This is a genomic window from Methylobacterium carpenticola, assembly GCF_042748905.1.
GTDB lineage: Bacteria > Pseudomonadota > Alphaproteobacteria > Rhizobiales > Beijerinckiaceae > Methylobacterium > Methylobacterium carpenticola.
This window is the reverse complement of sequence record NZ_JBHZEO010000001.1, coordinates 116,104-136,643: the sequence shown is the minus strand read 5'-3', so window position 1 is coordinate 136,643 and position 20,540 is coordinate 116,104. Positions and strand designations below refer to the sequence as shown.

Annotated in this window: 18 protein-coding genes and 2 pseudogenes; 4 read left to right on the top strand and 16 right to left on the bottom strand. The window is 72.5% G+C overall.

Features of this window, described 5'->3' with window-relative positions; translation table 11 throughout:
• Positions 1–159: 159 nt before the first annotated feature.
• A complete protein-coding gene (locus ACE101_RS00650) occupies positions 160–3,513 on the bottom strand; it encodes a calcium-binding protein (RefSeq protein WP_379125605.1) in 3,354 nt (1,117 codons plus the stop codon).
• Positions 3,514–4,342: 829 nt separating this feature from the next.
• A pseudogene (locus ACE101_RS00645) lies at positions 4,343–4,775 on the bottom strand (NAD(P)/FAD-dependent oxidoreductase); the annotation flags it as partial.
• A gap of 337 nt (positions 4,776–5,112) precedes the next feature.
• Here ACE101_RS00645 and ACE101_RS00640 point away from each other — a divergent pair.
• Together ACE101_RS00640 and ACE101_RS00635 are read left to right on the top strand one after the other, a co-directional pair.
• The gene (locus ACE101_RS00640; RefSeq protein WP_379125604.1) at positions 5,113–5,589 is read left to right on the top strand and encodes an Lrp/AsnC family transcriptional regulator; all 477 of its coding nucleotides are present in this window, start codon (positions 5,113–5,115) and stop codon (positions 5,587–5,589) included.
• 101 nt (positions 5,590–5,690) lie between these two features.
• Positions 5,691–6,602, top strand: a complete 912-nt coding sequence (locus ACE101_RS00635; protein WP_379125603.1) for a phosphotransferase enzyme family protein — start codon at positions 5,691–5,693, stop codon at positions 6,600–6,602.
• Between the two features lie 337 nt (positions 6,603–6,939).
• Here ACE101_RS00635 and ACE101_RS00630 read toward each other — a convergent pair whose 3' ends face one another.
• Positions 6,940–8,316 (bottom strand): aspartate aminotransferase family protein, encoded by a 1,377-nt coding sequence (locus tag ACE101_RS00630; protein WP_379125602.1) that lies wholly within the window; start codon positions 8,314–8,316, stop codon positions 6,940–6,942.
• A gap of 30 nt (positions 8,317–8,346) precedes the next feature.
• Complete coding sequence (locus ACE101_RS00625; protein WP_379125601.1) at positions 8,347–8,814, bottom strand: GNAT family N-acetyltransferase; 468 nt, start codon at positions 8,812–8,814, stop codon at positions 8,347–8,349.
• 217 nt (positions 8,815–9,031) lie between these two features.
• Between ACE101_RS00625 and ACE101_RS00620 the strand changes: the two genes are divergently transcribed.
• Positions 9,032–10,132, top strand: a complete 1,101-nt coding sequence (locus ACE101_RS00620; RefSeq protein WP_379125600.1) for a tryptophan-rich sensory protein — start codon at positions 9,032–9,034, stop codon at positions 10,130–10,132.
• A complete protein-coding gene (locus ACE101_RS00615) occupies positions 10,129–10,617 on the top strand; it encodes a DUF3429 domain-containing protein (RefSeq protein ID WP_379125599.1) in 489 nt (162 codons plus the stop codon). The genes ACE101_RS00620 and ACE101_RS00615 overlap by 4 nt, the downstream gene beginning before the upstream one ends.
• A gap of 119 nt (positions 10,618–10,736) precedes the next feature.
• Here ACE101_RS00615 and ACE101_RS00610 read toward each other — a convergent pair whose 3' ends face one another.
• From ACE101_RS00610 to ACE101_RS00555, 12 genes and pseudogenes are all read right to left on the bottom strand, one after another.
• Entirely contained in the window at positions 10,737–11,762 is a 1,026-nt protein-coding gene (locus tag ACE101_RS00610) for a DUF3616 domain-containing protein (RefSeq protein ID WP_379125598.1), read from the bottom strand.
• Positions 11,763–11,864: 102 nt separating this feature from the next.
• Positions 11,865–11,996, bottom strand: a complete 132-nt coding sequence (locus tag ACE101_RS00605) for a hypothetical protein (protein ID WP_379125597.1) — start codon at positions 11,994–11,996, stop codon at positions 11,865–11,867.
• Between the two features lie 159 nt (positions 11,997–12,155).
• Positions 12,156–12,323: pseudogene (locus tag ACE101_RS00600) on the bottom strand (cache domain-containing protein); the annotation flags it as partial.
• Positions 12,324–12,381: 58 nt separating this feature from the next.
• The gene (locus ACE101_RS00595) at positions 12,382–13,527 is read right to left on the bottom strand and encodes an acyl-CoA dehydrogenase family protein (RefSeq protein ID WP_379125594.1); all 1,146 of its coding nucleotides are present in this window, start codon (positions 13,525–13,527) and stop codon (positions 12,382–12,384) included.
• Between the two features lies 1 nt (position 13,528).
• Positions 13,529–14,362: an enoyl-CoA hydratase family protein gene (locus ACE101_RS00590; protein ID WP_379125593.1), complete on the bottom strand. Its 834-nt coding sequence runs from the start codon at positions 14,360–14,362 to the stop codon at positions 13,529–13,531.
• Between the two features lie 38 nt (positions 14,363–14,400).
• Positions 14,401–15,156 carry an SDR family NAD(P)-dependent oxidoreductase gene (locus ACE101_RS00585; protein WP_379125591.1) on the bottom strand — a complete coding sequence of 252 codons (756 nt, stop codon included), beginning with the start codon at positions 15,154–15,156 and terminating at the stop codon, positions 14,401–14,403.
• Between the two features lie 245 nt (positions 15,157–15,401).
• Complete coding sequence (locus ACE101_RS00580; RefSeq protein WP_379125590.1) at positions 15,402–16,655, bottom strand: flavin-dependent oxidoreductase; 1,254 nt, start codon at positions 16,653–16,655, stop codon at positions 15,402–15,404.
• A 4-nt stretch (positions 16,656–16,659) separates the two neighbouring features.
• The gene (locus tag ACE101_RS00575; protein ID WP_379125588.1) at positions 16,660–17,118 is read right to left on the bottom strand and encodes a cupin domain-containing protein; all 459 of its coding nucleotides are present in this window, start codon (positions 17,116–17,118) and stop codon (positions 16,660–16,662) included.
• A 39-nt stretch (positions 17,119–17,157) separates the two neighbouring features.
• Positions 17,158–17,859 (bottom strand): ABC transporter ATP-binding protein, encoded by a 702-nt coding sequence (locus ACE101_RS00570; RefSeq protein WP_379125586.1) that lies wholly within the window; start codon positions 17,857–17,859, stop codon positions 17,158–17,160.
• Positions 17,859–18,608 carry an ABC transporter ATP-binding protein gene (locus ACE101_RS00565; protein ID WP_379125585.1) on the bottom strand — a complete coding sequence of 250 codons (750 nt, stop codon included), beginning with the start codon at positions 18,606–18,608 and terminating at the stop codon, positions 17,859–17,861. The genes ACE101_RS00570 and ACE101_RS00565 overlap by 1 nt, the downstream gene beginning before the upstream one ends.
• Positions 18,605–19,603: a branched-chain amino acid ABC transporter permease gene (locus ACE101_RS00560; RefSeq protein WP_379125584.1), complete on the bottom strand. Its 999-nt coding sequence runs from the start codon at positions 19,601–19,603 to the stop codon at positions 18,605–18,607. Before ACE101_RS00560 ends, ACE101_RS00565 begins: the two co-directional genes overlap by 4 nt.
• Positions 19,600–20,520, bottom strand: coding sequence for a branched-chain amino acid ABC transporter permease (locus ACE101_RS00555; protein ID WP_379125583.1), 921 nt, complete (start codon positions 20,518–20,520; stop codon positions 19,600–19,602). The genes ACE101_RS00560 and ACE101_RS00555 overlap by 4 nt, the downstream gene beginning before the upstream one ends.
• Between the last annotated feature and the right edge of the window lie 20 nt (positions 20,521–20,540).

Sequence of the window (20,540 nt, the reverse complement as noted above, 5' to 3'; positions counted from 1 at the left end):
ATCCAGGAAACTATCAATGCCGAGAGTTATGAGGCGTCGTGGTTAAGTCTACCTGAACCTTCCCTTTGGGGATGAAACGATCTCGACCACCGGGCTGGGCCCGGTTTGGCCCGGCCGCGCGGGCTGACGATCCGGCTGCCGGAAGCGGTCGAACCACCCTCAGAGCGGCGTCGCGACGGCGCTGCCATCCGCCGCGAAGATGCCTTCGATCGCGCGCGCCTCCGTGTACCAGCCGACCAGCGTCACCCAGCTGCTCTCGCCGTGGCCGTTCTTGGCATCGGCCTGCGCGGTCACGCGAAGATCGTCCCCGACCCGTTCCGTCAGGATGGCCGCGCTGGTGCGGGCATTGTCCATGATGACGTAGTCGAGGCCGTCCGTGCCCGTATCGGCGATGCGGCCCCCGACGATGGACCGCACGTGATAGACGTCGCCCCCCGCGCCGCCATCGGCCGTGCCGTCGGAGGCGAGATGAAGCTCGTCGCTCCCGGCATCCCCGTAGAGCTGGTATCCCGTGGAGCGCCCGGTCAGGATGTCGTCCCCCGCGCCGCCGCGCGCGGTGGCCGAGGCGACGGTGATCCTGTCGTTTCCGGCATCGCCGTCGATCAGCGTGCCGGTGTCGTCGCTCGCGCCCTCGATCACGTCGTCGCCGCCGCCGCCGTGGATCACGTCCGCCTGCGGCCCGCCCGGGCCGGGACCCAGGGCGCCGGGATCCGTCGTGGCCGCGATCCCGCCGGAGATCGTGTCGGCGGCGTCGCCGCCGAAGATGGTGTCGTTGCCGCCCCCGCCTTCGAGCCAGCTGCCCGCGACGGATGCGGTCAGCGTGTCGGCGAAGTTCGATCCGATCAGGTGCTCGATGCCGGTGACGGTGTCGCCCGCCGCATCGCCGCCGCTCGCCGCGCCGGTCGCGAGATCGACCGCGACGCCGGCCGCACTGGTGAGATACCACAGGGCGTCCATGCCGCTCCCGCCGTCGAGCCGGTCGGCGCCGCCGCCGCCGATGAAGATGTCGTCACGATCGTCGCCGATGAGGACGTCGTCGAAGCGCGTCCCTTCGATGATCTCGATGTTCGCGAGCCTGTCGCCGCCCGCGTCGCCCGTGGAGAACTTCGCCCGCCGGTCGAGGATGATCGCACCCGCGGAGCCGGCATAGCTGACCATGTCGGTTCCGGCCCCGCCATCGATGCTGTCGGCGCTCGGTCCGGCCATGAACCTGTCGCCGTAGCGCGTCCCGAGGATGGCCTCGATGCTCTCGAAGGTGTCGCCCTCGCCCTGTCCGGCCCCGGCGCTGCCCGCGAGATGGATCGTCATTCCGCCGTCGCGGTCGGCGTAGCTGACCGTGTCGATGCCGTCCCCGCCGAGGAAGCGGTCGGCGCCGGCCCCGCCGGTCAAGGTGTCGTTTCCGGCGCCGCCGACGAGTTCGTCGTCGCCCTCGCCCCCGATCAGGCTGTCGTTCCCCTTGCCCCCGACGAGCCGGTCCGCCCCGCCGCCGCCGCTCAGGGTGTCGTTGCCGTCGTTGCCGGCGATGACATTGTCGCCGGCATTGCCCGTGAGTGTCGCGGCTGCGGTGCCGATGAAGGTGAGGCGTTCCACATGGGCGGCCCCGGCCATGGAATAGGTGCTGAGCCGCGTGCGGATCTCGTCGTCGCCCTGATCCGCCGCCTCGGTGATGGTCACGCCCTGGTGGCCGACCACGTAGATGTCGTTGCCCGCGCCACCCGCCAGGACATGCCCGCCGGTCAGCGCGGTGAGCGTGTCGCCGAACCGTGAGCCGATCACCCGCTCGACGCTGCTCAGGACATCGCCCTCCGCGTCGCCGCCGCTGACCGCAGCGGTCGCGAGGTTGATGGTCACCGCGCCCGCGGAGAGCGAGTAGTCGATGGTGTCGAGGCCCGCGCCGCCGTTGAACAGGTCGATGCCCGCCGTGCCGACGAAGGTGTCGTTGAAGGCCGAGCCGGTGAAGGCCTCGATGCTCTCGAAGCTGTCGCCGGCCGCGTCGCCCGTGTGGATGCCGGTCGTGAGATCGATCCGCACCGCGGCTGCGGCGGTGGCGTAGCTCGCGGTGTCGGTGCCGGCCCCGCCCTCGAGCCGGTCGGCGCCCGCGCCGCCGATCAGCGTGTCGTTGCCCGCCTTGCCGATGAGCCGGTCGGCCCCGGCCCCGCCGTTGAGCTGGTCGTTCCCGGCGCCGCCGGTGATGATGTTGTCGCCGGCATTGCCGGTCAGGATCGCGTCCGCCTTGCCGATCAGCGTGAGCCGCTCGACATGGGCGAAGGGCGCCATCGAGAAATTGGGAGCGAGGGTGCGGATCTCGTCGTCGCCCTCGTCCGCCGCCTCCGCGACGACGAGGCTCGCGGTCTTGGCCAAGTAGACGTCGTTGCCCCGCCCGCCCGCCAGGATGTGGCCGGCGGTGCCGGAGCCGAGCAGGTCGCCGAAGGCCGATCCGACCACCCGCTCGACGCTGCTCAGGACATCGCGCTCGGCATCGCCGCCGCTGCCCGTGCCGGCGGTCAGATCGACGGTGACCGCACCGGCCGAGCGCGAATAGTCGATGGTGTCGATTCCTGCGCCGCCATTGAACAGGTCGGTGCCCGCCGTGCCGACGAAGGTGTCGTTGAAGTTCGAGCCGGTGAAGGCCTCGATGCTCTCGAAGCTGTCGCCGGCCGCGTCCCCCGTGTGGATGCCGGTCCTGAGATCAATCCGCACCGCCGCAGTGGCGGTCGCGTAGCTCGCGGTGTCGATGCCGGCCCCGCCCAGGAGCCGGTCGGCGCCCGCGCCGCCGATCAAGGTGTCGTTGCCCGCTCCGCCCGTGATGGTGTTGTCGCCGGCATTGCCCGTGAGGGTCGCGGCGCCGGCGCCGGTGAAGGTCAGCCGCTCGACATGGGCGAACCTCGCCATGGAATAGGCGGCCAGGGCCGTGCGGATCTCGTCGTCGCCCTCGCCGGCCGCCTCGGTGATCGTGATGCTCTGGTGGCCGACCACGTAGACGTCGTTGCCCGCCCCGCCGACGAGGCCGTGGCCGAGGCTCGCCGAGCCGAGCAGGTCGCCGAAGGCCGACCCGATCACCCGCTCGATGCCGGCGTAGCCGTCGCCCTGCGCATCGCCGCCCGCGCCCGTGCCGATCGTGAGGTTGACGCTCACGGCCGCGCCGGAGGTGGAGTAGTCGACAGTATCGACGCCGCTGCCGCCATTGAGGGTCACGGCCTCGGCGCCGCTCACGAAACGGTCGTTGAAGCTGCTGCCGAGGATGGCTTCGATGCCCTCGAAAGTGTCACCGGCGGCGTCGCCGGTGTGGTGACCGGTCTTCAGGTCGAGCGTGACGGCGGCAGTGGCCGTGGCGTAGCTGGCCGTGTCCCGGCCGGCTCCGCCGACGAGCCGGTCCCGCCCGGCCCCGCCGATGAGCGTGTCGTCGCCGGCCCCGCCGTTCAGGGTGTCGTCGCCGGCAAGGCCGCGCACTTGGTCTGCCCCGCTGGTGCCGGTCAGCGTATCGTTGCCCGCACCGCCCGTGACGATTGCCATACCGATCTCCGAAGGTTCTGGAAGAATTGTCTCTCGATGCCGAGGTATTGAGGTCTGGATGTATTGGTTGCTTGTATGATTGAGCGCACGAATACATGCCTGCGCGCGCAGGTTCGCGGCCTCATCGCCGGGGCGGTGAGTCCAAGTGTGTTCGCAGCTTCAATCGACTCGGTTCATCCCACCCGTCACTGCCTCCAAGGGGCTGGGAAGCAGCCTTGCAGACGGGCTCCAGGGATCGCGTGTCTGTCCGGATGCGTCCGCCGCGGCGCGCGGAGGCTCAACAATCCTCGAACGTCTGCATGTCAGGATGACGTCGTGGGCGGATGGATTGGCTCAGTCATTGGCAATGACGATCAAGCACGCTGTCGGCATTCGGGCCGTCGTGAGACCATCGTTCCGGCAGTGAACGCGGCATCGTGGGGAAAAGGAAGGCGGATCGATCGTCCCGGAGGTGGCTCCTGTCGTCGCTCGAAGCACGCAGGCAAATTGCCACGATTCGCTTTGAAAGCAATATGTAAAATCTAACATGAATGCGGCGCTGGAAATTCCTACAATACCCTGCGGCAGGCGCGCAACATGATGGATATCATGATGGATATATGGAAAAATATCAAGGATGAACGCGATCGATAAGAGCCAGCGGGATCGATTTCGTTAAAAATGGATTAAAATCCAGAAGAGGCGCGGAGCCGATGGTTGCAGCGGGGACGGAGATGCAACGCTCGCTGAGGCGAGGGGCGACCGCCACGGGGCGCGGCGTCGGCGCCTCGTCCCCGCACTGCGCGGCGGATTCCGCGATCCCGGAAGGGCGGCCCCGCAGGGCCCGCGCCTCAGAAATCCGCCACCTTGCCGATTCCCGGAAGCGGTCGGGATGACAGGGGCGGGGATCCACGATCGGGGTGCCCCCGGTGCGGAGGTCGGGGATGAGGTGGCCGGCACCCGGGCCGATGCCGCAGCCGTGGCCGCTGAAGCCCGCCGCCAGCACGAAGCCCCGATGCCCCGTCACCTCGCCGATGGCCGGAACGCCGTCCGGGGTCGAGTCGATGGAACTCGCCCAGGAGGCGGTGATCGTCGTGCCGCGCAGGGCCGGCAGCAGGCGCGCGCGCCGGTGCGTCCCCGCCACCAAGCGAGGATCCGGGCGCGGATCGAGGATGCGGTGGCGCTCCATCGGCGTCGGCTGGTCGAGCCGCCAGCACGCCGCCGTCTCGTGCCCGGCCTGCCAGCCGCCGAGGCCGCCGGGCCGCAGCGCGCCAGCGCCGGGCGAGGTACTCCGCGGTGAAGGTGCCGACCACCCCGCCGCCGATGACGACCACGTCGGGCAGGGAGGGCGTGGTCTCGATGGGAAGCAGCGGCGCGGGCATCTCGGTCTCCGGCTGAACGGGCGCATTCGACCCGCCGGCCGGCGCGGCACGCGCCGCAAACCGGGGCGTGGCGGTATTTCCTTCCGTTGGCTCGGACCTTGCGAGCGCATCGGGCCGGCGCCCCCCGCCGCGCACCGGGTCCGGCGCGGGGCTTTCGGGCTTGGCCCCGGCGCCGGCGCAGCATAATGTGCTGCCGTTACCCTAGGGGAGATCGCAGCCCCGTCCCAGCGGAGCGGCCATGAAGCTCGACAGAATCGACATCAAGATCCTCTACGAGTTGCAGAAGAACGGCCGCATCACCAACGTGGAGCTTGCCGAGCTGGCCAATCTGTCGCCGAGCCCCTGCCTGATGCGCGTGAAGAAGCTGCAGGCGGCCGGTTACATCTCGGGCTATTCCGCGCTGATCAACATCGCCAAGCTCGGCCAGACCTTCACGGTCTTCACCGAGATCACGCTGAAGAACCATCGCCAGATCGACTTCGCCCGCTTCCTGGCGACGATGGAGAAGGAGGAGGCGGCCGTGGAATGCCACCTCATCTCGGGCGGCTACGACTACCTCGTCAAGTTCGTGACGAGCGGCATCGCCGAGTATCAGACCATGATGGAGCGCCTGATCGACATGGATATCGGCATCGACAAGTATTTCAGCTTCGTCGTGCTGAAGACGCCGATCGCCCGCAGCCACATGCCGCTGACCAGCCTGTTCCCGGTATAGGGTCCGAACCCCACAGCTTGACCATGCGGGGAAGCGTTATCGACCCTTGGCGGAAGCAGGCGATGCTGCCCGGACCAAGCCGCGCGTGGTAAGCCGCGCTGATGAGCGACATCGACCTGCACGACCTCTCCCGGTGCTACGGGCGCGCGTTCTCCGGCTGCGAGTTGGTCGTCCCCGGCGTCAACCGGACCTACCGTCTCGCCGCAGGCGACGATGTCTACTACTTGCGTCTCTATCGGCCTCTCGGTCGATCCCCCGCCGAGATCGCGTTCGAGTTGCGCCTGCTGCGCGAAGTCCGGCCGATGCCGGGCATCGACGTGGCGCGACCGGTCCGCACCGTCGACGGTGCGGATTGCGCGCGCGTCGCGTTCGGCGGTTTGGACCGCGCTGCCTGCGTGTTCCAGGCCCTCGATGGTCGACCGGTCACCGACCACCCTGACGACGTGACGCTGTTCGGGGCGGCCCTGGCGAAACTGCATGGTGCCCTTGCTGGGATCGACGGCGGCGGCGTGCGGCCTCTCAACCCGGAGGCGCTATGCGTGCGCGCCGCCGCGGCGCTGATGAGCGTTCCCGGCAGCGAGGCCGTTCGGCGCGCGATCGACCATTGCCGCGCGGAGCTATTCGGCGATCCGGCACCGCACGACCTGCCGTCGGGAAACTGCCACGGGGACGCGTGGTCGGCCAACGCCGTCGTCCAAGGCAACACGGTCGGCTTCCTCGACTTCGATGATTGCGGCTACGGCCCCTACCTGCTCGACCTCGGAACCGCAGCTTGGCACCTCGTATCCCGGGAGCAGTCGCGCGCCGGGGCGCTGATTGTGGCGCTGCTGGCAGGTTACGAGACGGGGCGCGTCTTGTCTGGGGCCGAGCGGCGGGCCCTGCCGGGCTACGTCAAGCTCGCCGAGATCCGTGCGCTCCTGTGCCTCGCCGAGTTCTGCACACTCGCAGACGGGCTCTGGCCGCGCGTTCTGGACCGGGCGACGACCCTGCTGGAGCGCGAGTTGACGATCTGACGCCACGCGATCAGCGCGCGGGAGGCCGCTTCCCACCCCGGGCCGACTTTGAACGGCGACCGCCATATGACGGCTTTTGAGAAGTCCGGGCGATCGTCGAGATGCCCAACATGGGTCGGAGGTGGAGCGTCGGCTCCGGAGCGAAGGGCCGGGGTCCGATCGCGAACCCTCGGCCGCCCTTCGGACCGTCAAGCCGATCCGATTGGACCCTCGGCCCTGCCGGTGGAATAGACGACGTCGGCGGAGGTAATGGGCAGCGCGAAATCTGCCCATCCGGGCGGCAGCGCCGCCGGAGCGGCAGCGCCGCCGGGGCGGCAGCGGCTGCCGGCTCCAGGCCTCAGGCCATGGCCGCCCGGACGTCCGGGTCCTCCAGGGTCTGGTCGAGGGTCTGGCGGGTCCGCTCGACCATGGCGTCGATCTCCGCCTCGGTGCAGCAGAGGGGCGGCGCATAGCCGAGGATGCCGTTGCCGAAGGCGCGGATCACGAGCCCGTTGGTCCAGGCGCGGTCGAAGATGCGCCGGGCCGGATCGGCGGCGGCCGGCAGGGGCGTCTTGCGCGCCTTGTCGGTGACGAGTTCCACCGCCGCGAGGAGGCCGCGCCCGCGCACCTCGCCGACCAGCGGATGGTCGGCGAGGCCCCGCAGGCCCGCCATCAGCCGGGCGCCCGCCCGCCGGCCGTTCTCCAAGAGGCCGGATTCGTAGAGCCGCAGCACTTCGAGGCCGACCGCGGCGCTCACCGGATGGGCCGAGTAGGTGTAGCCGTGGCCCACCGCGGCCTCGCCGGCGCCGTCCGCGATGGTGTCGTAGATCCGGTCCGACAGGAAGACCGCGCCCATCGGCACGTAGCCGGAGGTGAGGCCCTTGGCGGTGGTCATCAGGTCGGGGACGATCTCCTCCTCGCTGCAGGCGAAGAGCGGCCCGGTGCGGCCGAAGCCGGTGATCACCTCGTCGGCGACGAACAGGATGTCGAGATCCGCGCAGAGGTCGCGCATCGCCTTGGTCCAGCCCCGCGGCGGCACGAGGACGCCGCCCGAGCCCTGGATCGGCTCGGCGTAGAAGGCCGCCACGCGCTCTGGCCCGCCGAGCGCCTCCACCTTGGCGAGCAGTGCCGCGCGCGAGGCGGCGATGATCGCCGCCGGGTCGCTGCCCGCGGGGTTGCGGTAGGCATAGTGCGAGGGGATCTTGTGCTGCCAGTCGAAGGGCAGGCCGAAATTGGCGTGGAAGGCGGGCAGCGCGGTCAGGCCGGCGCCCACCGTCGAGGAGCCGTGATAGCCCTGCTCCAGGGAGATGAACTGGTCCTTCTCCGGCTTGCCGCGCACGGTCTGGTAGTTGCGGATGAGCCGGACCGTGGTGTCCACCGCGTCCGAGCCGCCGAGGGTGAAGTAGACGTGGTTGAGGTCGCCCGGCGCGCGCTCCGCCAGGGCTGCGGCGAGCCGGATCGCGGGTTCGGAGCCGAGCCCGAAATAGGCGGTGGCGTAGGGCAGTTCGCGCATCTGCCGCGCGGCGGCCTCGACGATGCTCTCGTGCCCGTAGCCCGCATTGACGCACCAGAGGCCGGCGAAGCCGTCGAGCAGCTCGTGGCCCCCGGCATCGGTGACGGTGGCGCCCTTGGCGGAGCGCAGGACACGCACGCCCACCCGCTCGTGGCCGCGATAGGAGGCGACCGGGTGGACGAGATGGGCGCGGTCGAGTTCGATCAGGGAGTTGCTGAGCATGAGGAGTCTCCGGAATCGGCCGAGGGCGAATTAGCCGAGCGCTTGGGCCGCGAGGGCGAAGGTGCGGGGGCCGGCGACCTGCCGCCGCGGCGGCTCGCCGCCGCGCTGCATGGCGACGCCGCGGCCGACCGGGGCGAGCCAGGGGCCGAGGCCCGTCTCCTCCGGCGTGTCGACGCGCAGGAAGGCGCCGGGGCGCGTGGCCATGACGAAGGACAGGAGCGCCCGCGCCTCCACCGGGTTCTCCGCGACGACGGGGCCGATCACCTCGCCGCGGCCGAAGGGGCGCAGGGCCGCGAAGCCCCGCAGCACGCCGTCGCGGTGCTGGAGCGCGATCCGCCCCTCGGCGGCGAGGCGGGCGATCAGGGCCGTGCGGTCCATGCCGCAGGCGCTGCGGTCGAGGGCGGCGAGCGCCGCGATCGGCGGCGCCTCCGTCCAGGCGACCGCCTCGTCGAGATGCTCGGACGCGAAGGTCCTCAGGTCGATCTCTGCCGTCCGCATCCTTGTGTCCCCGGCGCGACGCTCTCGAGGGAATGTGTAGACGACGGCTCGAAGAAGATGGTCGCGACGAGGGCGGGCCGGCGACATCATCCGCCGTCCGTCGGCGAGGCCGCCGCATCTTATGCCGGGCCGGCCGGGCGCGCCGATGCGGAAGAATCTGCTTTCGCCCGGCGGCGATTGCCGTGAACCGCCGAGACCGCCTTCCTATGATGCCCCGATGAGGTCGGCCCGGCGGTGCAGGGCCCGGGTGCGCTCGCGCGGGCGGACCGGTCCCCAGCCGCTGGTGGCGACTGCCCGGCCGGCCGTCGTCACCGCCTCGTCCACGGGGCATGCGGCGAAGGGCGCGCCGTCCGAGGGGGTGCTCCTGCGCGACGGGCGGATCGCCGCCTTCGCGCTCTGCCGGCCCTTCGGCCGCGGCCGCGTGATCGGTCCCCTCGTCGCCGCGAGCGACGCCGACGCGATCGCGGTGGCCCGCCCGCACGTGGCCGCTCGGGCCGGACGCTTCCTGCGCCTCGACACGCGGCGCAAGAGCGGCCCGTTCGCGGATGTCCTGATGCGCTCCGGTGCCGGTCCACGACACGGTGACCACGCTGTCGCGCGGCCGGCCCGGGCCTCCCCGTCCCGCCGAGCCGGGGGTGACGCCGGTCACCTCCGGGCTGGCGAGCCAGGCCCTGAGCTGAGGCGCGGCCAGCGGGTGAACACCCGCGCGGCGGCGGGCGTTGGGGCAGGCGGGCCGGCGCGCCCGGCCGATCCCGGAGCCAACCCGATGCCCCATCGTCGATCATCCAACGGCGCGCTCTCCCCGGGCGCGGCCCTCCTCGCCGTGGGCGGGGCGCTCGCCCTCAGCGGCCTGATCAGCCGCCGCTACCGGCCCGACCGGAGCCATCCCGACATCGCCCGCTGGTATCGCCGGCTCGACACGCCGGCCTGGAAGCCGCCGGACGCGGTCTTCGCCGGGGCTTGGCCGGTCCTGCTGCCGCTGATGTCGGCGGGTGCCTACCGGCTGATGCGCCAGCCGCGCTCGCCCGCTCGCGACGAGGCGATCGTGCTCTGGGCGCTGACCGTCGCCCTCGTCACCGGCTACACGAAGGTGCTGTTCGGCGAGCGCAGCCTGACGGGCAGCGTCGCCGAAGGGGCGCTGGTGGTCGCGGCGGGGGCCGGGTTCGTCGCCCGCTCCGCCCGCGTCGACGGGATCGCGGCGGCGAGCGGGGTGCCGCTGACCCTGTGGTCCGCCTTCGGAGATGCGCTGTCGGAGGATCTGCGCCGCCGCAATCCGGACCTCGACGGCCGCGATCCGCCGGGGAGCCCGGCATCGTGAGGCCCTCGCCAACGGCCGAGGACGCTTCGCCGCGCGTGCCGTGGCTCAGCCTCGTCCTCGGGTTCGGGCCGATGCTGCCCCTGGTCGCGGGCGCGGTGGCCGCCTGGGCGCTCGGCGGCGCGGCGCGCACGCTCGTCCTCACCCTGACGCTCCTCTGGGCCGCCGCCATCCTCACCTTTCTGGCCGGGGTGCGGCGCGGCCTCAGCTTCCGCACCCCGGGCGGGCCGACCGTCGTGCAGATCGCCACGATGACGGTCCTGTTCGGCCTCGGCTTTTCGGCGCTCCTCGGGCTGACCGCCGGCCGGCCGGCCCTCGCGACCGGGCTTCTCCTCGCAGGCTACGGGCTCGTCGCCCTGCTCGATCCGCTCGCGGCGAGGAGCGGCGAGGCCCCGCGCCACTTCGCGCGGCTGCGGCCGGTGCAGATCCCGCTCGCGCTCGTCAGTCTCGCGGCGCTCCTCGTCCTGGAGGTCGCCGGCCCCGCCTGAGGGGCTCGGCTCGATTGCACCGAACGACTCCGCCTCATTTCCTGAGATGATCGCGCCGGCCCCTTTCCGGGACCACCGGAACAAAGTGGAAGGAGATCCGGGGAGGGGGCCGGGGCGCGTCAGCGCAGCTCGATGAGGATGCTGCGGAAGCGCTGCGGCTTGTCGTCCGTGCAGCCGCCGCCGTCGTCGCTGAGCAGGCGCGCGCGGCTCGCATCCGGGGCGAGGAGCAGCCCCTCCGGCTGGAAATGTGGGATGGCCGCCAGGATCTCCGCGGCGCCCGGCACGCGAACCGGCGCCGCGCCGGGCTCGCCCGACCAGCGGTAGAGGTCGAAGGCCTCGTCCCGGCCCGTGCCGCCCGCGACGATGAGGTAGGTCCGGGCCTGCGGCGCGAAGGCGATGTCGCGGATGCCGCGGCCCTCAAGGTCGAGGCCGGTGGGTTTGCCGAGCCGGGGCGCCGCTCCGCCCGCCAGCACCTCGGCCGGATTCTCGAGCGGCACCACGATCGCGTGCCTCTCCGCGTCGAGCGGGTTGCGCAGGCCGATCAGCAGCGAGCGCGCGTCCGGGCCGGGCGCCAGCCCCTCGATGTTGAAGCCGCGTTGCTTGGGGCTGAGATCCGCCTGCTTCGGCACGTCGAGGGCGATGCGCTCCGCGAAGAGCGGATCGAGATCGGAGAAGGCCTCGGCGAGTCGCTGGAAGGCGCGGCCCTTCGGCGTGAGCGCCAGGGCCCCGGAGGCCCCGGCCACCGAGACGGCCATGACCTGCCGCCGCGGCTCGCGGGCCTCGCCCCGGTCGGTGCGGCTGTGGGAGCGGATCACCACGAGGTCGTCGCCGAGCCAGGTGGCCGCCTCGAGATCCGCCTTCGGCGCGTCCCGGCCGGTCCCGAGCCCGAAGGCCGGACCGAGATCGGCCCCGTCGAGCGCGAGGGCCGGCCCGCTCTCCTCGGACCGATAGAGGCGCAGCACGTTGTCCTCGTCGTTCACCACGAGGAAGCGGTCGCCGAAGCTCCCGGGCGGGTACGGGACGGCCCCGGAGGCCTCGCATAGGCCCTCGTGGACGAGGACCGGTCCGGCCTTGGTCCGAGCGAAGGCGCAGGGCGCCGGCAGGCCGATGGCGAGCGCGGACACCAGCGTCCACAGGCGTTTCATGCAATCCTCCCGGTCTTCCGGCTGCCCGGAGACGGCATAGATCGCGCGGCCGGGACGTCCTTCAATCGGCGGCGGAGGCGAGATCCGGAACGGCCCGGCGGGTCACGCGGCCGTCACTCCCGAGAGCAGCGCGCTCACCTCCCGGCCGCGTTCGCCGGAATAGCGCGCCAGCTCCTCGGCCGCCACCGCCACCCTGAACGCGGTGGCGGCGGTCTCGCTGGCGGCGCCGACCACCCGGACCGACTGCGCGGTGGTCTGCGCGGCGGTGGCGGTCAGGGTCCGGGCCGTGGCTGTCCAGATCGCCCGCCGCAGCGGCGAGGCCGCCGGTGAGGCGGCCGGTCCGGGCCTCGAAGCGCTGCATCAGCTGGTCGAGCGCCTCGGCCCGCCGCGCCTTGCCCGCCGCCCCGGCTTCGGCCAGAGATAGTCCACGAAGCCGGCGCCCTGGGCCTTCACCGTGTCGACGAAGGCCACGAACAGGCGCGTCCCGGTCGGGTCGGTGTTCCGGCCGGGATCCTTGCCTTCGAGCTCCGGCTTGATCGGATGCGCGATAGGCGAGGATGCCGAGGCGGCTTCCGTCAGGTGGCGGGGCTTGGTCATGCGGCTCTGGGCTCGGGCGCATTCAGCCCAGCAGCTGGCGCGCGATGACGAGCTTCTGCACCTCGGTGGCGCCCTCGTAGATCCGCAGCGCCCGGATCTCGCGGTAGAGGGTCTCGGGCACCGAGCCGGACCGCACGCCCTCGCCGCCGTGGAGCTGCACCGCACGGTCGATCACCTCCTGGGCCGCTTCGGTGGCGACCATCTTGGCCATCGCCGCCTCGCGGGTGATGCGGGGGGCGCCCGCGTCCCGGGTCCAGGCGGCGCGGTAGACGTGGAGCGCCGCGGTGTCGATGGCGGTCGCCATCTCGGCGAGGCTGGTCTGGGCGAGCGGCAGGGCGGCGAGCGGCGCCCCGAAGAGCTGCCGGCCCTGCGCCCGCGCCAGCGCCGCGTCGAGGGCGCGCCGGGCGAAACCGAGCGCCGCCGCCCCCACCGTGGCGCGGAACACGTCGAGGGTCGCCATCGCGACCTTGAAGCCGGCGCCGGCCGCGCCGATGCGGTTCCGGGCGGGGATGCGGCAGGCCGCGAAGCGCAGCCGCGCGAGCGGGTGGGGCGCGATGGTTTCCAGGCGCTCGGCAACCGTGAGCCCCGGCGCCGTCGCCGGCACCAGAAAGGCCGAGAGGCCGCGCGCCCCCGGTGCCTCGCCGCTGCGGGCAAAGACGACGTAGTGATCGGCGATGCCGCCGTTGGAGATCCAGGTCTTCTCCCCGTCGAGGCGCACGCCGTCCTCGCCGTCCGGCACGGCCGCAAGCGCGATCTGCGCCACGTCCGAGCCCGCCTCCGGCTCGGTCAGCGCGAAGGCCGCGAGGCTGCGTCCCGCCCGCACCCCCGGCAGCACGGCCGCGCGCTGCTCCGGCGTGCCGAACAGGGTGAGCGCCCCGGTGCCGAGCCCCTGCATGGCGAAGGCGAAATCGGCGAGCCCGTCGTGGCGCGCGAAGGTCTCGCGCAGGAGGCAGAGCGCCCGCAGGTCGAAGCACCCGTCCTCGGGGGCGGCATAGGCGAGGAAGCCCGCCTCGCCGAGCGCCGCGACCAGCCGGCGGCAGGAGCCGTCGACGTCGTGATGGTCCGCCAAGCCGGGCACGGTGCGGGCGGCCCAGTCCTCGGCGGCGGCCGCGAGGTCGCGGTGGCGGGGCTCGAAGAAGGGCCAGTCGAGGAAGCTGCGGTCCGGCATCTCAGTCGCCCGCGAAGATCGGCTTGCGCTTCTCGGCGAAGGCCTCGAAGGCCCGGCGGAAATCCTGCGTCTTCATGCAGAGCGCCTGGGCCACGGCCTCGGCGTCGATGGCGGCATCGACCCCCATCGCCCATTCCATGTGCAGCATCCGCTTGGTGAGGCCGTTGGCGTAGGTCGGGCCGGCGACGAGGCTGCGCGCCAGCGCCTGTGCCTCCGCGAGGGCGCCGCCCGCCGGGGCGAGGCGGTTGAAGAAGCCCCAGCGCTCGCCCTCCTCGGCGGTCATGAAGCGGCCCGTATAGAGCAGCTCGGAGGCGCGGCCCTGGCCGATCAGCCGGGGCAGGATCGCGCAGGCCCCCATGTCGCAGCCCGCGAGGCCGACCCGGTTGAACAGGAACGCCACCTTGGCGCCCGCTGCGGCCACCCGCAGGTCGGAGGCCATGGCGATGATGGCGCCCGCGCCCGCGCAGATTCCCTCGACCGCGGCGACGACGGGCTGCGGGCAGGCGCGCATCTCCTTGACGAGGTCGCCCGTCATGGCGGTGAAGGCGTGGAGATCGGCCGCGCCCATGCGGGTGAGGGGCTCGATGATCTCGAACACGTCGCCGCCGCTGGAGAAGTTGCCCCCCGCCCCGGTGATCACCACCGCCGCGACGCTCTCCTCGTAGCGCAGCGCCCGGAAGGTGTCGCGCAGCTCCGCGTAGCTCTCGAAGGTGAGCGGGTTCTTCTTCTCGGGCCGGTCGAGGGTGATGGTGGCGATACCCTCACTCAGCGACAGGCCGAAATGCGCCGGCCTGAAATCCCCGAGCGGGGCCGCGATGGCGTTCTGGCGGGTCATGGTTCCTCCCTGCTGGACCGGCTGCGCGGAGCCGGGGCTCACACCTCGCCCCCCGCCACCGCGACGGCTTGTCCGGTGATGCCCGAGGCGCCCGCGCCGGCGAGCCACAGGACGCTGTCCGCCACCTCCTCGGGCCGGATCAGCCGGCCGAGGGGATTGTGGCGGGTGAACTCGCCGAGGAGGTCGTCCCGGGCGCGTCCGGTCTTCGCCGCGAGACCGTCGAGGGCGCCGGCCACGAGATCGGTGTCGGTGTAGCCGGGGCAGACCGCGTTGACGGTGATGCCCGTGGGGGCGAGTTCGAGGGCGAGGGCTCGGGTGAGCCCCACCACCGCGTGCTTGGCCGCGCAATAGGCACCCACATAGGCGTAGCCCTTGAGCCCCGCCGTCGAGGCCACGGTGACGATGCGGCCGGTGCCGCGCGCCCGCATGGCGGGCACCACCGCCCGGGTCGCGGTGAGCACGGGTTCGAGGTTGAGCGCCATCATGCGCCGCAGCTGGGCGCGGTCGCTGCGGGCGAGCGGGGCGGTCTCGGCGCCCCCGGCATTGTTGACGAGCACCTCGACCGGGCCGGCGGCCTCCGCGGCCTCCGCGAGGGCGGCGGCGAGGGCGTCCTCGTCGGCGACATCCGCCGCCGCCGCGTGCGCGGCGCCGATCGCGTCGCGGGCCCGGGCGGCGCTCTCAGGGCTGCGCCCCAGCACCGTGACCCGATCGCCCGCCGCCACGAAGGCGGCCGCGATGGCCCGGCCGATCCCGCGCGTCGCGCCGGTGACGAGGACGTGGCGGGGCTGGCTCATGACGGCAACCCGTTCGAGGACGATGCTTGAAGCTTAAACTATCATGCCGGAGCTGCCTAGCGGGGGCTTCGGGATTCGCGGGGGCGCTCGCGATGCGGACCGTGCGGGAACCGGCTCTGCGGGTGCTCGCGGATTGACACCGCGGGCCGGGAGCATCTCCCCGCCCCGCCTGCGGGGAGGGGGTTTTGGTGACCTCCTCGTCACCGAAGCGAGGCGGCGCCGCGATCCCGAGCAACCCCGCGCCCCTACTCCGCGGCCACCCGCAAGGGGGCGGTCGCGGTCGCGAAGCCGGCCTTGCCCGCGTAGCCACTCACGATCGCCCGCCGTTCGGCCTCGCTCAGCACCTCCTCGACCGCGGTGAAGCCGGCCGGTGCGCGCTTCTCGACCTCGTCGATCACCCGCTCGGGCCCACCCTTGCGGTTGAGCAGCACGATCTCGGCCGTCTTCGGCCGGCGCTCGGCCTCGTAGGCGAGGAGCGCCTGGGCCGGGTGCTCGGCGCTGGCGAGCGCATCGGCCAGCGCCCGCGCGTCGAGAATCGCCTGCGAGGCCCCGTTCGAGCCGACCGGATACATCGGGTGCGCCGCGTCGCCGAGCAGCGTCACTCGCCCATGCGTCCAGCGGGGCAGGGGATCGCGGTCGCACATCGGGTATTCGAAGGCCTGCGGCGTCGCCTCGACCAGCGCGGGAAAGTCGAAGTCAGGGATCGTGAAGCGGCGCGCGTAGGGCAGCACCGTCGCCCGCTGGGCCGGTCGCGACCAGCTCTCGCGCGGCGGCGGCGAGACCGTGCCGTCCGCCACCTTGGCGAGCACCACCCAGTTCATGAGCTGGCGGCCGTTCCCCGCATCGGCGATCGGGTAGAGCACGCATTTGGCGCCCATGCCGCCGCCGATCGCCATGGTGCGCCCGTCGCCCCAGGGCGTCCATTCGGTGGCGCCCCGCCACATCAGCACGCCGTCCCAGCGGGGGGCGCCCTCCTCCGGGTAGAAGCGGCGGCGGGCGAGCGAGTGGATGCCGTCGGCGCAGATCAGCACGTCGGCGCGCAGCGTCCGCCCGGCATCGCCGCGCGCCGAATCGGTGAAGTGGGCCGTGATGCCGCCCTCGTCCTCCATGAAGCCCGAGAGGGCGAGCCCGGTCTGCACCGCCTCCGGCCCCAGACGCTCGCGGACGGCCCGATGGAGCACGCCCTGCAGGCGCCCGCGATGGATCGAGAATTGCGGGACCGGGTGGCCCGCATCCAGGCCGCGCAGCTCGCGCCAGACCTCCTGGCCCTGGCGGTTGTAGTAGCGCAGCTCCCGGGTGCGGATCGCGGCCTGGTCGAGGGCGGGCAGCAGGCCGAGATCGGCGAGTTCGCGGATCGCGTGCGGCAGGGTGTTGATGCCGACCCCGACCTCGCGCACCTCCGGGGATTGCTCGCAGATCACGGCCCGGATGCCGCGCCGGTGCAGCATCAGGGCGGTGGCGAGCCCGCCGATTCCGGCGCCGACGATGACGACGCGCATGGCCTCACTCCGCGTCCGGCGGGGGCAGGAAGTCGACCTCGTGCCGGGCGGAGACCGCCACGACGTCGGCCGGGTCGGCGTTCGGCCCGAGATTGTGCAGGGCCCAGAACAGGTCGTAGAGGCGCCGCGCCGGCGCGACCCAGAACAGGCACTTCACGTCCGCATCGCCGCGGTTGAACAGCCCGTGCGGGATGCCCCGCGGCAGCCGGATGGTGTCGCCGGGCTCGGCGGTGCTCGCCACGCCGTTCAGCTCCAGGCTCAGGCGGCCCTGGAGCATGTAGATGAACTCGTCCTGGGTCGGGTGGATGTGGGGCGGCACGAAGGTGCCCGGCGGCAGCGTGGCGTGCCAGGAGAGCGAGGAGTCGCTGAGCTGCTTGGGCACGTAGGTCTGGCCCAGGATGCTCCAGCGGATGCCCTCGATGCCCTCGCCGGCCGGGGTCACGCCTGCGGTCATGCTCGTCATGGTTTCCTCCTGATCGCCCGTCCGGCAGCGGCGATGCCGCTACACGTGCAGGAACCTGTCCTTCACCTCGGGGCTCCGGCGCAGGTCGTCGCTGGTGCCGGTCCAGGCCACGCGGCCCTTCTCGATCACCACGTGGCGGTCGGCGAAGCGGACCAGCGCGTCGACGTTCTTGTCGATCACCAGGATCGCCTCGCCCGCCTCCTTGATCGCCCGCAGGCAGGCCCAGATCTCCTCGCGGATCAGGGGCGCGAGCCCCTCGGTGGCCTCGTCCAGCACCACGAGGCGCGGATTCGTCATCAGGGCGCGGCCGATCGCCAGCATCTGCTGCTCGCCGCCCGAGAGTTCGTTGCCGCCGTTGCGCCGCCGCTCCTTCAGCCGCGGGAACAGCCGGTAGACCGCCTCCAGCGTCCATTGCGCCGGTCCCGCCGGGGGCGCCCGGTGGGTGGCGAGCAGGTTCTCCTCCACCGAGAGGGTCGGGAAGATCTGCCGGCCCTCCGGCACGAGGCCGAGGCCGCGCCGGGCGATGACGTGGGAGGGCCGCCCGGTGACGTCCTCGCCGTCGATGCTGATCCGCCCGGCCCGGGGCTTCAGGAGCCCGAAGATCGAGCGCACCGTCGTGGTCTTGCCCATGCCGTTGCGGCCGATCAGCGTCACCACCTCGCCGCGCCCGACCGTGAGGTCGATCCCGAACAGCACGCGGGACTCGCCGTAGGCGCTCTCCAGGCCCTCGACCCGCAGCATCAGGCCGCCTCCTCGCCGAGATAGGCCGCCCGCACCTCCGGATCGGCCCGGACCGCGGCCGGATCGCCGCTCGCCACGACCCGGCCGTAGACCAGCACGCTGATCCGGTCGGCGAGGGCGAAGACCGCGTCCATGTCGTGCTCGATCAGCACCAGGGTGTGGCTCGCCTTCAATTCGCGCAACAGCCCGACCAGCACGGCGGATTCCTCCGGACCGGTTCCGGCGAGCGGCTCGTCGAGGAGCAGCATCCGGGCGCCGGTGGCGAGGGCCACGGCGATCTCGAGCTGGCGCTTCTCCCCGTGCGACAGGCTGCCCGCCCGCCGCCCCGCCCGGTCGGCGAGCCCGACCCGGGCGAGCGCCGCCAGCGCGGCCTCGTTGAGGGCCGCCTCGCGGGAGGCGTCGCGCCAGAAGCGGAAGCTCGATCCCGAGCGGGCCTGCACGGCCATCGCGGCGTTCTCCAGCACGCTGAAACCGTCGAGGATCGAGGTGATCTGGAAGGAGCGCGCCAGCCCCCGGCGCACCCGCTCCACCATGCCGGCGCGGGTGACGTCCTCGCCCGCGAAGATCACCTGTCCCGCATCGCTCGGCAGGCGGCCGGAGAGCTGGTGGATCAGGGTGGTCTTGCCGGCCCCGTTCGGCCCGATGATGGCGTGGAGTTCCCCCGCCGCCACGTCGAGGCTGACGTCGTCGGTGACCCGCAGGGCGCCGTAGGCCTTGCGCAGGTGGCGGACCGAGAGGAGCGCGCTCACGGCCGGCCTCCGGTGAGCCGGGCGGCGAGGCCCGCGAGGCCGCCGCGGGTGAGGAGCACCGTCAGCACCAGGATGAGGCCGAGGCCGAGCCGCCAATGCTCGGAATACTGCGCGAGCCCCTCCTCGACGGCGATCAGCGCCGCCGCCCCGACCACGGGCCCGACCAGGGTGCCCATGCCGCCGAGCACCACCATGACGATGAGTTCGCCCGAGCGCTGCCAGCTCATGTAGGCGGGCGAGACGAACTCCGCCTGATTGGCGAGGAGCACCCCGGCGAGGCCCGCCAGGGCCCCGGCCAGGGTGTAGGCGGTGAGCCGGTAGGGGAGGGCGGAAAAGCCGATCGCCTCCATGCGCACGGCATTGTCGCGGGTGCCGCGCAGCACCCGGCCGAAGCGCGAGGCCACCACCCGCCGCAGGACGAGGAGCGCGCCGGCCAGCACCGCCAGCACCGCGTAGAACAGCGGCAGGTCGCCGTCGAGCAGCGGGCGGCCGAACAGGGTCGAGCGCCGCGCGAGCGCCATGCCGTCGTCGCCCCCGTAGGCGGCGAGCGAGACCATGAAGAAATACGCCATCTGCCCGAAGGCGAGCGTGATCATGATGAAGTAGACGCCGCGGGTGCGCAGCGAGATCGCCCCGGTCGCCAGCGCGAACAGCGCGCAGGCGGCGAGCGCCGCCGGGACCTGCACGGCGAGATCGTGGATGCCGTGCGCGTCGAGGATGCCGACCGCGTAGGCGCCGATCCCGATGAAGGCCGCGTGCCCGAACGACACCATGGCGCCGTAGCCGAGCACGAGGTCGAGGGAGAGGGCGGCGAGCCCGAGGATCATCATCCGGGTCGCGGTGACGACGAGGAAGGGCAGGCCGATCGCCTGCGCCGCGGCCGGCAGGACCGCGAAGGCGAGGAGCACCAGGGCGAGGGCGGCGCTCTGGCGCGAGAGCGCGGGGCGGCGCGGATGGCGGGGCATGGCGCCGGCCACGGAGGTGCCGCCGCTCATCGGCCGCGCGCCGGGAACAGGCCGGCCGGGCGGAAGAACAGCACGGCCGCCATCAGGATGTAGATCAGCATCGGGGCGAGGGTCCGGCCGGTCTGCGAGGCCGCGGAGGCGTCCATCAGGCTGCGCAGCAGGATCGGCCCGAAGGTGCGCCCGAGCTGGTCGGCGAGGCCGACGATCAGGCTCGCCACGAAGGCGCCGCGCACCGAGCCGACGCCGCCGATCACGATGACCACGAAGGTGAGGATGAGCACGGAATCGCCCATGCCGGGATCGACCGAGAGGATCGGCGCCACCATGGCGCCCGCGAAGCCCGCCAGCATGGCGCCGAGGCCGAACACCACCATGAACAGGCGCCGGATGTCGACGCCGAGCGCCGCCACCATGGCCCCGTGGGTGGCCCCCGCCCGCAGCCGCATGCCGAGCCGGGTGCGGTTGACGAGGAGGTGCAGCCCGAGGGCCGCCGCGAGCCCCGCCGCGATGATGGCGAGACGGTAGAGCGGATAGTGCAGGGTTCCGACGAGCCGCACCGAGCCGGACAGGGCCTCGGGCACCGGCACGCTCATCGGGGCGGCGCCCCAGACGATGCGCACGCCCTCGTTCAGGATCAGGATCAGCCCGAAGGTCGCCAGCACCTGATCGAGGTGGTCGCGGTCGTAGAGGTGGCGGATCACCAGTACTTCGAGGACGAGGCCGGCGACGAGCGTCGCCGGCAGGGCCAGCACGAGGCCGAGGAGGAAGCTGCCGGTGAGCCCGGTCAGGGTCGCGGCGAGGTAGGCCCCGACCATGTAGAGGGCGCCGTGGGCGAGGTTGATGAGGTCCATCACGCCGAAGATCAGCGTCAGCCCCGCCGCCACCAGGAACAGCAGGATGCCGAGCTGGACGCCGTTCAGGGCCTGGATCAGGAACAGGTTGAGCATCGCCGCGCCCGCCGCCCGCC